A 12,927-nucleotide genomic window follows, 5' to 3' on the forward strand; every position below is an offset into this window, starting at 1 on the left:
TGTTTGGTGGCGTCAAAATCGCCGAGGCGTTCCCTGAAGGCCGGGGCAGCCCACATGGATGTGGGCTGAGGGCGCGTCTTACAGGGATGTTACCTCGCGCCCGACCCGGTAGCCGTAAGGGATAAGCCGAGGGCACCGCGCAGCGGCGATTTTGTTCGCCAGAGCCCGGGGGTGCAGGGGGCGGCGGCGATTGGCCGCCCCTTGCGCGCTCCTTGCGCCAGTGATTATATGAAGCAATGCACATGACAGGAGCGCAACAGGATGAGAGACTGAAATATTCTCGTTATTTTCGAATCTGATGACATTAATTAATTTTAAAATATCATCTTAAATACGCCAGTCACCACCAGTAGCCCAATCAGGAAAATAATCAATACTGCCCAGAGTATAATTTTCATTGGCGTTCCTTTATTTGTGAGTGCTGAATAAGTATAGGAAAAAATGAAACTCTTTGCCGTCATTCATAAACGATTAAGATAAATCAGAGGATATCATTCACTTATTGTATATTTTTCTGGATATGTCGTTTTATTTCCGCTGATGTATTGCCACGTGAAACTAAAAAATATTTCGCCGCACACGGTAATCTCCGCGCACCGTTTCTTACCTGATTATTCCCCATGAATCGTGATTCATTTAATGCAGCAAGCTTCTGTTTTCCGCTTTTAATTTTGTTGGCTGGGTGTGCGCCTGTGCACGAAACTCGTCAGGCGTTAAACCTGCAAACGCCTGCCACGCAAGTGGACACTGCGTTACCGGCGGCATTGAAAAACGGTTGGCCAGACAGCCAGTGGTGGCTGGAATACCACGATAATCAACTCACTTCCTTAATTAATAATGCAATACAGAACGCGCCGGATATGCAGGTGGCTGAACAGCGCATTCAACTGGCTGAAGCGCAGGCGAAAGCAGCAGCGACCCAGGATGGCCCGCAGGTAGATTTTTCTGCGGATATGCAACGGCAAAAAATGTCGGCTGAAGGTTTAATGGGGCCGTTTGCCCTGAACGATCCTGCCGCAGGAACTACGGGGCCGTGGTATACCAACGGTACTTTTGGTTTAACGGCGGGCTGGCATCTTGATATCTGGGGAAAGAATCGGGCGGAAGTTACTGCTCGCCTCGGTTCAGTAAAAGCTCGGGTGGCGGAACGTGAGCAGACCCGGCAATTGCTGGCTGGCAGCGTGGCCCGTTTGTACTGGGATTGGCAAACTCAGGCGGCGTTGAACACGGTTTTGCTGCAAATCGAAAAAGAGCAGAACACCATTATTGCGACCGATCGCCAGCTCTATCAGCGTGGAATTACCTCTTCGGTTGAAGGTGTGGAAACCGATATTAATGCCAGTAAAACCCAGCAACAGCTCAACGATGTCGCGGGTAAAATGAAAATTATCGAGGCGCGATTAAGTGCGCTCACCAACCATCAGAAAAGCGCATTGAAGCTGCATCCGGTCACGTTGCCGAAAGTGGCAAGCCAGCTTCCTGATGAACTGGGATATTCCTTGCTGGCCCGGCGGGCAGATTTGCAGGCGGCGCATTGGTATGTCGAGTCGTCGTTAAGTACCATCGACGCAGCAAAAGCGGCATTTTATCCCGACATCAATCTGATGGCCTTCCTGCAACAGGATGCCTTGCATTTAAGCGATCTTTTTCGTAGTTCCGCCCAACAGATGGGCGTCACGGCGGGGCTGACATTGCCAATATTCGACAGCGGCAGACTTAATGCCAATCTTGATATTGCGAAAGCCGAAAGCAACTTGTCGATTGCCAACTACAACAAAGCAGTGGTCGAGGCGGTGAACGATGTGGCGCGGGCGGCGAGTCAGGTGCAGATACTGGCAGAGAAAAACCAGCATCAGGCACAAATTGAGCGCGATGCCATGCGAGTGGTGGGGCTGGCACAGGCGCGATTTAACGCGGGCATCATCGCGGGTTCCCGCGTCAGTGAAGCCAGAATTCCGGCGCTTCGCGAACGAGCCAACGGCCTGCTTTTGCAAGGGCAATGGCTGGATGCCTCCATTCAACTCACCAGTGCGCTGGGCGGGGGCTATAAACGCGGTTGATGTCTCATTTATCAAGTATTAAGCAGAGAAACGTTGGACCTCACCGGCGTTTCATTTCCCGCGCCGTTTCAGCCACCAGCGAACACCAACCACCAGAGCCACAACCAGAATCAACCAAACCCAGTGCTTCAAATGTTGGTCAAGTTCGTGCAACCACGGCGCAATCACCTGGCCACCTGCGTAGCCAATGGTGGTAAAAATCAGCGCCCAGGCAAATGCGCCGAGAATATTCAGCGGTAGAAATATTTTCGGCGGTAGCTGACTAGCGCCAATCAGCGTCGGACCAATCACCCGAAAGCCATACATAAAACGTGTACCAATAACAAACAGATACGGATGACGTTGGATCAGCTTCTGCGCCCGTTCAATTTTGTCCTGATGTTTTGATAAACGTCGTAACAGCTTGCCGCCAAACCGCCGTCCACACAGATAAAGCGCCTGGTCGCCAATCATGCCGCCAAGTGCTACGGAAAGTACCACCAACGGGAATTTCAGCAGCCCCTGATGCGCGGCAACACCACCGAGCAAGGTGACGGTTTCACCCTCTGCCAGACTGCCAAGTACCAGCGCGGCATAACCATATTGTGAAATAAGCGTATTAATATCCATAGGCCAGTCTGTCTCCCTTTGGTTGCCTGTAAGCATACACCCAGTAAATCATTCACGCAGAAAAAGCCCCGCAGGGCAGTGCACTAATTTAGTGATCGCGCAAAAAATAATCACAAGCTGACTTATACTTGAACTGTCAGGTTCATGAACTCACAACAAGGGGGCGGTATGAGCCATGTCTGGGGACTGTTTTCCCATCCCGATCGTGAAATGCAGGTAATTAATCGTGAAAACGAAACGATTTCTCACCACTACACCCACCACGTTTTGCTGATGGCGGCGATTCCGGTGATTTGCGCCTTCATTGGCACCACGCAAATCGGCTGGAATTTTGGCGATGGCACTATCCTGAAGTTATCCTGGTTTACCGGACTGGCGTTGGCTGTCTTGTTTTATGGCGTGATGCTGGCTGGGGTCGCGGTGATGGGGCGGGTCATTTGGTGGATGGCGCGCAATTACCCACAGCGCCCGTCGCTTGCGCACTGTATGGTCTTCGCGGGATACGTCGCGACGCCGCTGTTTCTAAGCGGTCTGGTAGCGCTTTACCCGCTGGTCTGGCTGTGTGCTCTGGTCGGCACGGTGGCGCTGTTTTACACGGGGTATCTGCTTTATCTCGGTATTCCAAGCTTCCTGAATATCAACAAAGAGGAAGGTCTTAGCTTCTCCAGTTCGACACTGGCGATTGGTGTGCTGGTACTGGAAGTCCTGCTCGCCCTTACCGTCATACTTTGGGGGTACGGTTATCGTCTGTTCTAGAAAGTTCTTTTGTGTTGCATTGCTGGCGTAAATGTCAGCAATGCAGCATTTCCTCACGATTCTCCTTTGACGACCGCACTTTTTGCTCGTTATGATGGCTTCGCTAGCCTCAGTAAATCCTTACTCCGGCGGTGCGCAACCCGTGCGCGTGAACCACTATTTGAATGCTCATCATGCCGAAATTTCGAGTTTCTTTATTTAGCCTGGCCCTGATGCTGGCTGTGCCTTTTGCACCGCAGGCCGCTGCGAAAACGGCAGCCGCTACCACTGCTTCGCAGCCGGAAATTGCTTCCGGTAGCGCGATGATTGTTGATCTTAATACCAACAAAGTGATCTATTCGAACCACCCGGATCTGGTGCGTCCGATTGCCTCAATCACCAAATTAATGACTGCGATGGTTGTGCTGGATGCACGACTGCCGCTGGATGAGAAACTAAAAGTAGACATCAGCCAGACGCCGGAGATGAAAGGGGTCTATTCGCGCGTACGACTGAACAGTGAAATCAGCCGTAAAGATATGCTGCTGCTGGCGTTGATGTCTTCGGAAAACCGCGCGGCGGCGAGCCTGGCACATCATTATCCTGGCGGTTATAACGCATTTATTAAAGCAATGAATGCGAAAGCAAAAGCTCTCGGGATGAATAACACGCGCTTCGTTGAACCGACCGGGCTATCAGTGCATAACGTTTCGACTGCCCGTGATCTGACCAAATTGTTGATTGCCACCAAACAATATCCGTTGATCGGTCAGTTAAGTACCACCCGTGAAGATATGGCGACCTTCTCTAATCCGTCGTATACGCTGCCATTCCGCAATACTAACCATCTGGTGTATCGCGATAACTGGAATATCCAGCTAACCAAAACGGGCTTTACCAATGCCGCAGGGCATTGCCTGGTGATGCGCACGGTTTTCAATAATAAACCAGTGGCGCTGGTGGTGATGGATGCGTTTGGCAAATATACCCATTTTGCCGATGCCAGCCGCCTGCGAACATGGATTGAAACCGGCAAAGTGATGCCCGTTCCGGCTGCGGCGTTGAGTTATAAAAAACAAAAAGCCGCCCAGATGGCGGCGGCAGGGCAGACGGCACAGAACGATTAAGTTTGCTTGCCCGTAGGCCGGAGAAGGCGTTCACGCCGCATCCGGCATTCGTTGACCGTGCCTGATGCGGTGCTTGCGCATCAGGCATCCAGCCGTATTTACTCCACTTCTTGCCAGTTTTTCCGCTTACTGGTTTTACCGATCCCCGGATTCATACTGTTAGTTGGATCGTTTTCACGATAAAACTTTTGCAGCGTCTCCGGTGCTTTATACAAATGACCGACGTTATGCTCGGCAGGATATTGCGCGCCGCGCTGGCGTAACAATTCCAGCATCTGTTCCTTCAGCGCATGCACATCCACGCCTTTCTTAACGATGTAATCCTGGTGGAAGACGTAGCACATAAAATGCCCGTAATAGAGCTTATGCACCAGCTGGCTGTCGATTTCCGGCGGCAGATGTTCATACCACTCGGTGTCATTACGCCGCAGAGCAATATCCAGCGCCAGAATGTCTTCGACTTCATCGGAATGCACGGCCTGATAACGTATCGCTGCGCCTGCCGCCGCGAAACGGTGTAAAAACGCTTTACTGCCTTCTTCCGGCGTACAGACAAAGAAATCGCCTTCGGCCTGTTTGAAAAAATCTACCAGCCAGGATTTGGCTTCGCCCACGCCATCGCCCGCCATTTTTAACAGCAGATGATGTTCATATTTATCGCGCCAGCTTTTCATGCGCGGTGGCAAATGACTGGGGAACAAATGACTGAATTTCTGCATTGCGAGATCGGTAAAGTGTGGGCGGAAGAACTTCACCTTCTCCAGCATCGCATCGGTACGTCCCTTGATGTTAAAGAATAACGGCATCTTGTCGGTGCCTAGTTTGTCGATCATCAGGAAGGTGTCTTTGCCGTATTTTTCCGCGATATCGTAGATATCCCGGTGCATGTATTCCCCGGCAACCGGCAGATTTTCGAAATTAGCCAGAATATGGCGGCGGATTTCGGTCAGCACGTCCGGCTGGTTGGTGCCGATATAAAACACCTGCTGATTTTTTTCCGCTGCAAAGGTGTCGAGACGCACGGCGAAGACGGCCAGTTTTCCGGCGCAACCGGAGGATTCAAACAGGCGATCCGGATCGGCGTTATAACGTGCAGGTGTGTCGGCTTCGATATCACGCACGCGATGAACATAGTCATAATCGTGGGCGTGGCGACCATCGTGGTGCACATCATCCTCTTTGATGCGATCGTCATCCAGCCTGCTGAGGATCTGCTCCGGCGTTTCGCCCAGATCAATCCCCAGATGGTTGACCAGCGTCAGTTTGCCGTTTTCATCAATGCGTGCAAACAACGACATTTCGGTATACGCAGGACCACGCTGCACCAGTGAGCCGCCGGAGTTGTTACAGATACCGCCGATAACCGATGCGCCAATACACGATGAACCAATTACCGAGTGCGGTTCGCGGCCTAATGGTTTGAGAGCTTTTTCCAGCGAATAGAGCGTAGTGCCAGGATACGCCAGTACCTGTTCGCCCTTGCCGAGAACGTGCAGTTTGTCGAGGCGTAGGGTGCTGATGATCACAATATCGCGATCATAGTCGTTACCATTTGGTGTCGAGCCTTCGGTCAGACCCGTATTGGCGGCCTGCATCAGAATAATTTTGTCGGCGGTGACGCAGGCTTTTAGTACTCGCCACAATTCCAGTAGCGAGCCTGGAAGAACAACGGCCAGCGCGTCACCCTGACCGGAGCGGAAGCCCTTGCGATAGCGGGCCGTTTTTGCGGGATCGGTGAGCAGGTATGAAGAACCGACCAGACGGGCAAGTTCATTCAAAAAGGTTTTATTATCAGTTGTTGTCATGGAAGACATTTTCCACTCCTTGTGGTGGCGAAAAAACATCACAAACTAGAATAGCGCCTTGTATGACAATTCAGCGAGTGAATATTTTGAAAATTCAGACAATAAACTGAGCTTTCTTTTTCTCTCTCCATCAGGGTTATGGCAAACTACCGCTTTTGCACCATTTTCGCTGCCACGTCGGGCAACAGAGGAAGAATAATCCACATGAAATGGCTATGTTCAGTAGGTATCGCGGTGAGTCTGGCCCTACAGCCAGCACTGGCGGATGATTTATTCGGCAACCATCCATTAACGCCCGAAGCGCGGGATGCGTTCGTCACCGAGCTGCTCAAGAAAATGACGGTTGATGAGAAAATTGGTCAGCTGCGTTTAATCAGCGTTGGTCCGGATAACCCGAAAGAGGCGATCCGCGAGATGATCAAAGACGGGCAGGTTGGAGCGATTTTTAATACCGTAACCCGTCAGGATATCCGCGCCATGCAGGATCAAGTGATGGAACTGAGCCGCCTGAAAATTCCTCTCTTCTTTGCCTACGACGTGCTGCACGGTCAGCGCACAGTTTTCCCGATTAGCCTCGGTCTGGCGTCCTCTTTTAACCTCGACGCAGTGAAAACCGTCGGGCGCGTTTCAGCTTATGAAGCGGCGGACGATGGCCTGAACATGACCTGGGCGCCGATGGTCGATGTCTCGCGCGATCCTCGCTGGGGTCGCGCTTCCGAAGGTTTTGGTGAAGATACCTATCTCACCTCAATTATGGGTAAAACCATGGTTGAAGCGATGCAGGGTAAAAGCCCGGCAGATCGCTACTCGGTGATGACCAGCGTCAAACACTTTGCTGCTTACGGTGCGGTTGAAGGCGGTAAAGAGTACAACACCGTCGATATGAGCCCGCAGCGCCTGTTTAATGACTATATGCCGCCGTACAAAGCGGGGCTGGACGCAGGCAGCGGCGCGGTGATGGTGGCGCTGAACTCACTCAACGGCACGCCTGCAACTTCTGATTCTTGGCTGCTGAAAGATGTTCTGCGCGACCAGTGGGGCTTTAAAGGCATCACGGTTTCCGATCACGGTGCAATCAAAGAGCTGATTAAACATGGCACGGCGGCAGACCCGGAAGATGCGGTGCGCGTGGCGCTTAAGTCCGGGATCAACATGAGCATGAGTGACGAGTATTACTCGAAGTATCTGCCTGGGTTGATCAAGTCCGGCAAAGTGACGATGGAAGAGCTGGACGACGCTGCCCGCCATGTACTGAACGTTAAATATGATATGGGGTTGTTTAACGACCCATACAGCCATCTTGGTCCGAAAGAGTCTGACCCGGTTGATACCAATGCCGAAAGCCGCCTGCACCGCAAAGAAGCACGTGAAGTAGCGCGCGAAAGCCTGGTGTTGCTGAAAAACCGCCTTGAAACCCTGCCGCTGAAAAAGTCGGCAACCATTGCGGTGGTTGGTCCACTGGCGGACAGCAAACGTGACGTGATGGGCAGCTGGTCCGCAGCTGGTGTTGCCGATCAATCCGTTACTGTACTGACCGGGATTAAAAATGCCGTCGGGGAAAACGGCAAGGTGCTGTATGCCAAAGGGGCGAACGTTACCAGTGACAAAGGTATTATCGATTTCCTGAATCAGTATGAAGAAGCAGTCAAAGTCGATCCGCGCTCGCCGCAAGAGATGATTGATGAAGCGGTGCAGACGGCGAAACAATCTGATGTGGTAGTGGCTGTGGTCGGTGAAGCCCAGGGGATGGCGCACGAAGCCTCCAGCCGGACCGATATCACTATTCCGCAAAGCCAGCGCGATTTGATTGCGGCGCTGAAAGCCACCGGAAAACCGCTGGTGCTGGTGCTGATGAACGGTCGCCCGCTGGCGTTGGTGAAAGAAGATCAGCAGGCCGACGCGATTCTGGAAACCTGGTTTGCGGGTACGGAAGGGGGTAATGCGATTGCCGATGTGTTGTTTGGTGATTACAACCCGTCCGGTAAGCTGCCGATGTCCTTCCCGCGTTCTGTCGGGCAGATCCCGGTTTACTACAGCCATCTGAATACCGGTCGTCCGTATAATGCCGACAAGCCGAACAAATACACTTCGCGCTATTTTGACGAAGCTAACGGGGCGCTTTATCCGTTCGGCTATGGTCTGAGCTACACCACTTTTACCGTCTCTGATGTGAAACTTTCTGCGCCGACCATGAAGCGTGACGGTAAAGTGACCGCCAGCGTGCAGGTGACGAACACCGGAAAACGCGAAGGGGCAACGGTGATTCAGATGTACCTGCAGGATGTGACGGCTTCCATGAGTCGTCCGGTGAAGCAGCTGAAAGGTTTTGAGAAAATCACCCTGAAACCGGGCGAAACTCAGACCGTCAGCTTCCCAATCGATATTGAGGCGCTGAAGTTCTGGAATCAGCAGATGAAGTATGATGCCGAGCCTGGTAAGTTCAATGTCTTTATCGGCACTGATTCCGCACGCGTTAAGAAAGGCGAGTTTGAGTTGCTGTAATGCTTTAGTAAGGGCGCGAAATTTGCGCCCTTTGCCTGATGCGCTGCGCTTATCAGGCCTACAGGGTGTGTTTGCAACTTGTTTAATTTTCACCCTTTGTAGCGCCGCATCCGGCAAGATACACCGGGCAAGATATGCCCTTTAAGTATTTATCTGATTCTGCAACTGAATCCTTCCGCTCAGGCTAACCCCGCCATTATCAACTATGCTTTTCTCTTAATTCGCTGAAAACAACAGTAAAAGAATGAGGAAAGCATCATGCCACTCTCAAAGCTCTGGGCGGGTTCACTGGTTATGTTGGCAGCTGTGAGCCTGCCGCTACAGGCGGCTTCCCCCGTTAAAGTCGGTTCGAAAATCGATACTGAAGGCGCACTACTCGGCAACATCATCTTGCAGGTACTCGAAAGCCACGGCGTACCGACGGTGAATAAAGTCCAGTTGGGAACGACACCCGTGGTGCGCGGGGCAATTACTTCCGGCGAACTGGATATCTATCCGGAATATACCGGCAATGGTGCTTTCTTCTTTAAAGATGAAAACGATGCAGCGTGGAAAAATGCCGGGCAGGGCTACGAGAAAGTCAAAAAGCTCGATGCGGAGCAAAACAAGTTAATCTGGCTGACGCCCGCACCTGCGAATAACACCTGGACCATCGCCGTGCGCCAGGATGTGGCAGAGAAAAACAAACTCACTTCGCTTGCCGACCTGAGCCGTTATCTGAAAGAGGGCGGCACCTTCAAACTGGCAGCCTCGGCAGAGTTTATCGAACGCGCCGATGCGTTACCCGCTTTTGAAAAAGCCTATGGCTTTAAACTCGATCAGGATCAGTTGCTGTCACTGGCCGGTGGCGACACGGCGGTGACGATCAAAGCCGCTGCCCAGCAAACCTCTGGCGTTAATGCGGCGATGGCTTACGGCACTGACGGCCCGGTCGCGGCGCTGGGGCTGCAAACCTTAAGCGATCCGCAGGGTGTTCAACCGATCTACGCACCTGCACCAGTGGTGCGTGAGTCGGTGTTGAAAGAGTATCCGCAAATGGCACAGTGGCTACAGCCAGTCTTCGCCAGCCTCGATGAAAAAACGTTACAAAAACTGAATGCCAGCATTGCTGTGGAAGGACTGGATGCCAAAAAAGTGGCTGCCGACTATCTGAAACAAAAAGGGTGGACGAAGTAATTTCCCGTGTCTTATCTACGTATTAATCCTGTTCTGGCGCTGCTGCTGTTGCTGACGGCAATCGCAGCGGCGCTGCCGTTTATCAGCTATGCACCTAACAGGTTAGTCTCTGGTGAGGGACGTTATCTCTGGCAACTGTGGCCACAAACGATCTGGATGCTGGTGGGCGTTGGTTGCGCCTGGCTGGCTGCCTGTTTTATTCCCGGTAGAAAAGGCAGCATTTTTGCACTCATTCTGGCGCAATTCGTCTTCGTATTGCTGGTGTGGGGAGCTGGAAAGGCGGCGACACAACTGGCGCAAAATGGCAGTGCGCTGGCGCGAACCAGCCTCGGCAGTGGTTTCTGGCTGGCTGCGGCGCTGGCATTGCTGGCCTGTAGCGATGCCATCCGCCGAATTTCCACGCATCCGCTGTGGCGCTGGTTGTTGCATATGCAGATTGCCATCATTCCGCTCTGGTTACTGTTCTCCGGTACACTTAACGATCTCTCGCTAATGAAAGAATACGCCAACCGTCAGGATGTGTTTGACGACGCGCTGGCACAACATCTGACGTTGCTGTTTGGTGCGGTGCTGCCTGCGTTAGTGATTGGCGTGCCGCTGGGCGTCTGGTGCTACTTTTCCACTGCGCGGCAGGGGGCGATTTTTTCTCTGCTCAATGTCATTCAGACCGTGCCTTCGGTGGCGCTTTTTGGCCTGTTGATTGCGCCGCTTGCCGCGCTGGTTACTGCCTTTCCGTGGCTGGGTACGCTTGGTGTGGCAGGAACAGGCATGACGCCAGCACTGATAGCGCTGGTGCTCTATGCTTTGCTGCCTCTGGTGCGCGGCGTGGTAGTCGGCTTGAACCAGATCCCGCGTGATGTGCTGGAGAGCGCCACAGCGATGGGCATGAGCGGGGCGCAGCGATTCCTGCATGTTCAGTTACCGCTGGCGATGCCAGTATTTCTGCGCAGCCTGCGGGTGGTGATGGTGCAGACCGTCGGTATGGCGGTGATTGCGGCGTTAATTGGTGCGGGTGGCTTTGGGGCGTTGGTTTTCCAGGGGCTGCTAAGCAGTGCCATTGATTTAGTGTTGCTGGGGGTGATCCCGGTAATTGTTCTGGCGGTGCTGATCGACGCGCTGTTCGATTTGCTTATCGCACTGCTGAAGGTGAAACGTAATGATTGAATTTAGCCATGTCAGCAAACTGTTTGGCGCACAAAAAGCCGTTAACGATCTCAATCTCAATTTTCAGGAAGGGAGTTTTTCGGTGCTGATCGGTACATCTGGCTCCGGTAAATCCACCACCCTGAAAATGATTAACCGCCTGGTGGAGCATGACAGCGGAGTGATCCGCTTTGCCGGAGAAGAAATTCGCTCGCTGCCAGTGCTGGAGCTGCGCCGCCGGATGGGCTATGCCATTCAATCTATTGGCCTGTTTCCCCACTGGAGCGTGGCGCAAAACATCGCCACCGTGCCGCAATTACAAAAATGGTCGCGGGCGCGGATTGACGATCGTATCGACGAACTAATGGCGTTACTGGGGCTGGAACCGAATTTGCGTGAGCGTTATCCGCACCAGCTTTCCGGCGGTCAACAGCAACGTGTGGGGGTGGCGCGCGCGTTGGCTGCCGATCCGCAAGTCTTACTGATGGATGAACCCTTTGGCGCGCTGGACCCGGTAACGCGCGGCGCGTTGCAACAAGAGATGACGCGCATTCACCGTTTGCTGGGGCGCACCATTGTGCTGGTCACTCATGATATTGATGAAGCACTACGGCTGGCAGAACATCTGGTGTTAATGGATCACGGTGAAGTGGTGCAGCAGGGCAATCCGCTGGCGATGCTGACTCGTCCGGCAAACGATTTTGTCCGCCAGTTTTTTGGGCGCAGCGAACTGGGTGTGCGTCTGTTGTCATTGCGTAGCGTAGCGGATTACGTGCGCCGCGAAGAACGGGCTGAAGGTGAGGCGCTGGCAGAAGAGATGACGCTACGCGATGCGCTCTCCCTGTTTGTTGCGCGGGGATGCGAAGTGCTGCCGGTGGTCAACACGCAGGGCCAGCCTTGCGGCACGCTGCATTTTCAGGATCTGCTGGTGGAGGCGTAAGCGTATGAAGATGTTGCGCGATCCGCTGTTCTGGCTCATTGCTCTGTTTGTGGCGCTGATCTTCTGGCTGCCTTACAGCCAGCCGCTGTTTGCTGCCTTGTTCCCACAACTGCCACGACCCGTTTATCAACAAGAAAGTTTTGCAGCTCTGGCACTGGCTCATTTCTGGTTGGTGGGAATTTCGAGTTTATTTGCGGTGATCATTGGCACTGGTGCTGGAATTGCTGTCACTCGCCCGTGGGGCGCGGAATTTCGCCCGATGGTGGAAACTATTGCCGCCGTTGGGCAGACTTTTCCGCCCGTCGCGGTGCTGGCGATTGCCGTTCCAGTAATCGGCTTTGGTCAGCAACCGGCGATTATCGCGCTGATCCTTTACGGCGTGCTACCCATCTTGCAGGCGACACTTGCCGGGTTGGGATCGATTGATGCCAGCGTGACCGAAGTTGCCAAAGGCATGGGAATGAGCCGTAGTCAGCGACTGCGCAAAGTCGAGTTACCGCTGGCTTCGCCGGTGATTCTGGCAGGCGTGCGGACTTCAGTAATTATCAACATTGGCACGGCGACCATTGCCTCAACGGTTGGGGCCAGTACGCTGGGTACGCCCATCATCATCGGGCTTAGCGGATTTAATACCGCGTATGTGATTCAGGGGGCGTTACTGGTGGCACTGGCGGCGATCATCGTAGACCGCCTGTTTGAACGGCTGGTGCAGGCGCTTAGCCAGCACGCAAAATAAAGGTATAACCTGCGAGCATTACGCCACCGATACCGCCTAACGCCATAAACAGGAACAGGGCGATAACCCCAATTTTAGCTATGCGCATAATGCA

At 53.1% G+C, this 12,927-nt stretch carries 12 protein-coding genes; 8 read left to right on the top strand and 4 right to left on the bottom strand.

The features are described 5' to 3' along the window. Positions 1-314: 314 nt before the first annotated feature. Positions 315-461, bottom strand: a complete 147-nt coding sequence (gene yohP, locus FEK66_RS26285) for a small membrane protein YohP (protein ID WP_205712816.1) — start codon at positions 459-461, stop codon at positions 315-317. Positions 462-620: 159 nt separating this feature from the next. On the opposite strand from yohP, the gene mdtQ reads away from it, so the two are divergent. Further along, positions 621-2,060 carry a multidrug resistance outer membrane protein MdtQ gene (gene mdtQ / locus FEK66_RS11655; RefSeq protein ID WP_135407353.1) on the top strand — a complete coding sequence of 480 codons (1,440 nt, stop codon included), beginning with the start codon at positions 621-623 and terminating at the stop codon, positions 2,058-2,060. Between the two features lie 51 nt (positions 2,061-2,111). Here the strand turns inward: mdtQ and FEK66_RS11660 are convergent, their stop codons facing one another. After that, the gene (locus FEK66_RS11660; RefSeq protein WP_130261138.1) at positions 2,112-2,669 is read right to left on the bottom strand and encodes a DedA family protein; all 558 of its coding nucleotides are present in this window, start codon (positions 2,667-2,669) and stop codon (positions 2,112-2,114) included. A gap of 168 nt (positions 2,670-2,837) precedes the next feature. Between FEK66_RS11660 and FEK66_RS11665 the strand changes: the two genes are divergently transcribed. Continuing rightward, complete coding sequence (locus tag FEK66_RS11665; protein ID WP_001295454.1) at positions 2,838-3,425, top strand: Yip1 family protein; 588 nt, start codon at positions 2,838-2,840, stop codon at positions 3,423-3,425. 173 nt (positions 3,426-3,598) lie between these two features. After that, a complete protein-coding gene (pbpG, locus tag FEK66_RS11670; RefSeq protein ID WP_130207042.1) occupies positions 3,599-4,531 on the top strand; it encodes a D-alanyl-D-alanine endopeptidase in 933 nt (310 codons plus the stop codon). Positions 4,532-4,629: 98 nt separating this feature from the next. Here pbpG and dld read toward each other — a convergent pair whose 3' ends face one another. Further along, positions 4,630-6,345: a D-lactate dehydrogenase gene (gene dld, locus FEK66_RS11675; RefSeq protein ID WP_135494516.1), complete on the bottom strand. Its 1,716-nt coding sequence runs from the start codon at positions 6,343-6,345 to the stop codon at positions 4,630-4,632. Positions 6,346-6,540: 195 nt separating this feature from the next. On the opposite strand from dld, the gene bglX reads away from it, so the two are divergent. From bglX to yehW, 5 genes are all read left to right on the top strand, one after another. After that, positions 6,541-8,838 carry a beta-glucosidase BglX gene (bglX, locus tag FEK66_RS11680; protein ID WP_130207038.1) on the top strand — a complete coding sequence of 766 codons (2,298 nt, stop codon included), beginning with the start codon at positions 6,541-6,543 and terminating at the stop codon, positions 8,836-8,838. Between the two features lie 258 nt (positions 8,839-9,096). Continuing rightward, the gene (gene osmF / locus FEK66_RS11685) at positions 9,097-10,014 is read left to right on the top strand and encodes a glycine betaine ABC transporter substrate-binding protein OsmF (protein WP_130207036.1); all 918 of its coding nucleotides are present in this window, start codon (positions 9,097-9,099) and stop codon (positions 10,012-10,014) included. 6 nt (positions 10,015-10,020) lie between these two features. Further along, entirely contained in the window at positions 10,021-11,178 is a 1,158-nt protein-coding gene (yehY, locus tag FEK66_RS11690; RefSeq protein ID WP_135494512.1) for a glycine betaine ABC transporter permease YehY, read from the top strand. Next, positions 11,171-12,097: a glycine betaine ABC transporter ATP binding protein YehX gene (gene yehX, locus FEK66_RS11695; protein ID WP_130207032.1), complete on the top strand. Its 927-nt coding sequence runs from the start codon at positions 11,171-11,173 to the stop codon at positions 12,095-12,097. The genes yehY and yehX overlap by 8 nt, the downstream gene beginning before the upstream one ends. Positions 12,098-12,101: 4 nt before the next feature. Beyond that, positions 12,102-12,833, top strand: coding sequence for a glycine betaine ABC transporter permease YehW (gene yehW / locus FEK66_RS11700; RefSeq protein WP_135494510.1), 732 nt, complete (start codon positions 12,102-12,104; stop codon positions 12,831-12,833). Here the strand turns inward: yehW and FEK66_RS11705 are convergent. Continuing rightward, the gene (locus FEK66_RS11705; protein ID WP_001216963.1) at positions 12,814-12,921 is read right to left on the bottom strand and encodes a protein YohO; all 108 of its coding nucleotides are present in this window, start codon (positions 12,919-12,921) and stop codon (positions 12,814-12,816) included. The genes yehW and FEK66_RS11705 overlap by 20 nt on opposite strands. Positions 12,922-12,927 lie beyond the last annotated feature (6 nt).

The organism is Escherichia sp. E1130, from assembly GCF_005781065.1.
GTDB lineage: Bacteria > Pseudomonadota > Gammaproteobacteria > Enterobacterales > Enterobacteriaceae > Escherichia.

What these genes read in the sequence shown, in the direction of transcription:
- yohP (WP_205712816.1), bottom strand. Translation starts at nt 461, where the DNA reads ATGACGGCAAAGAGTTTCATTTTTTCCTATACTTATTCAGCACTCACA.
- dld (WP_135494516.1), bottom strand. Translation starts at nt 6,345, where the DNA reads ATGTCTTCCATGACAACAACTGATAATAAAACCTTTTTGAATGAACTT.
- osmF (WP_130207036.1), top strand. Translation starts at nt 9,097, where the DNA reads ATGCCACTCTCAAAGCTCTGGGCGGGTTCACTGGTTATGTTGGCAGCT.
- FEK66_RS11665 (WP_001295454.1), top strand. Translation starts at nt 2,838, where the DNA reads ATGAGCCATGTCTGGGGACTGTTTTCCCATCCCGATCGTGAAATGCAG.
- FEK66_RS11705 (WP_001216963.1), bottom strand. Translation starts at nt 12,921, where the DNA reads ATGCGCATAGCTAAAATTGGGGTTATCGCCCTGTTCCTGTTTATGGCG.
- FEK66_RS11660 (WP_130261138.1), bottom strand. Translation starts at nt 2,669, where the DNA reads ATGGATATTAATACGCTTATTTCACAATATGGTTATGCCGCGCTGGTA.
- yehW (WP_135494510.1), top strand. Translation starts at nt 12,102, where the DNA reads ATGAAGATGTTGCGCGATCCGCTGTTCTGGCTCATTGCTCTGTTTGTG.
- pbpG (WP_130207042.1), top strand. Translation starts at nt 3,599, where the DNA reads ATGCCGAAATTTCGAGTTTCTTTATTTAGCCTGGCCCTGATGCTGGCT.
- bglX (WP_130207038.1), top strand. Translation starts at nt 6,541, where the DNA reads ATGAAATGGCTATGTTCAGTAGGTATCGCGGTGAGTCTGGCCCTACAG.
- yehX (WP_130207032.1), top strand. Translation starts at nt 11,171, where the DNA reads ATGATTGAATTTAGCCATGTCAGCAAACTGTTTGGCGCACAAAAAGCC.
- mdtQ (WP_135407353.1), top strand. Translation starts at nt 621, where the DNA reads ATGAATCGTGATTCATTTAATGCAGCAAGCTTCTGTTTTCCGCTTTTA.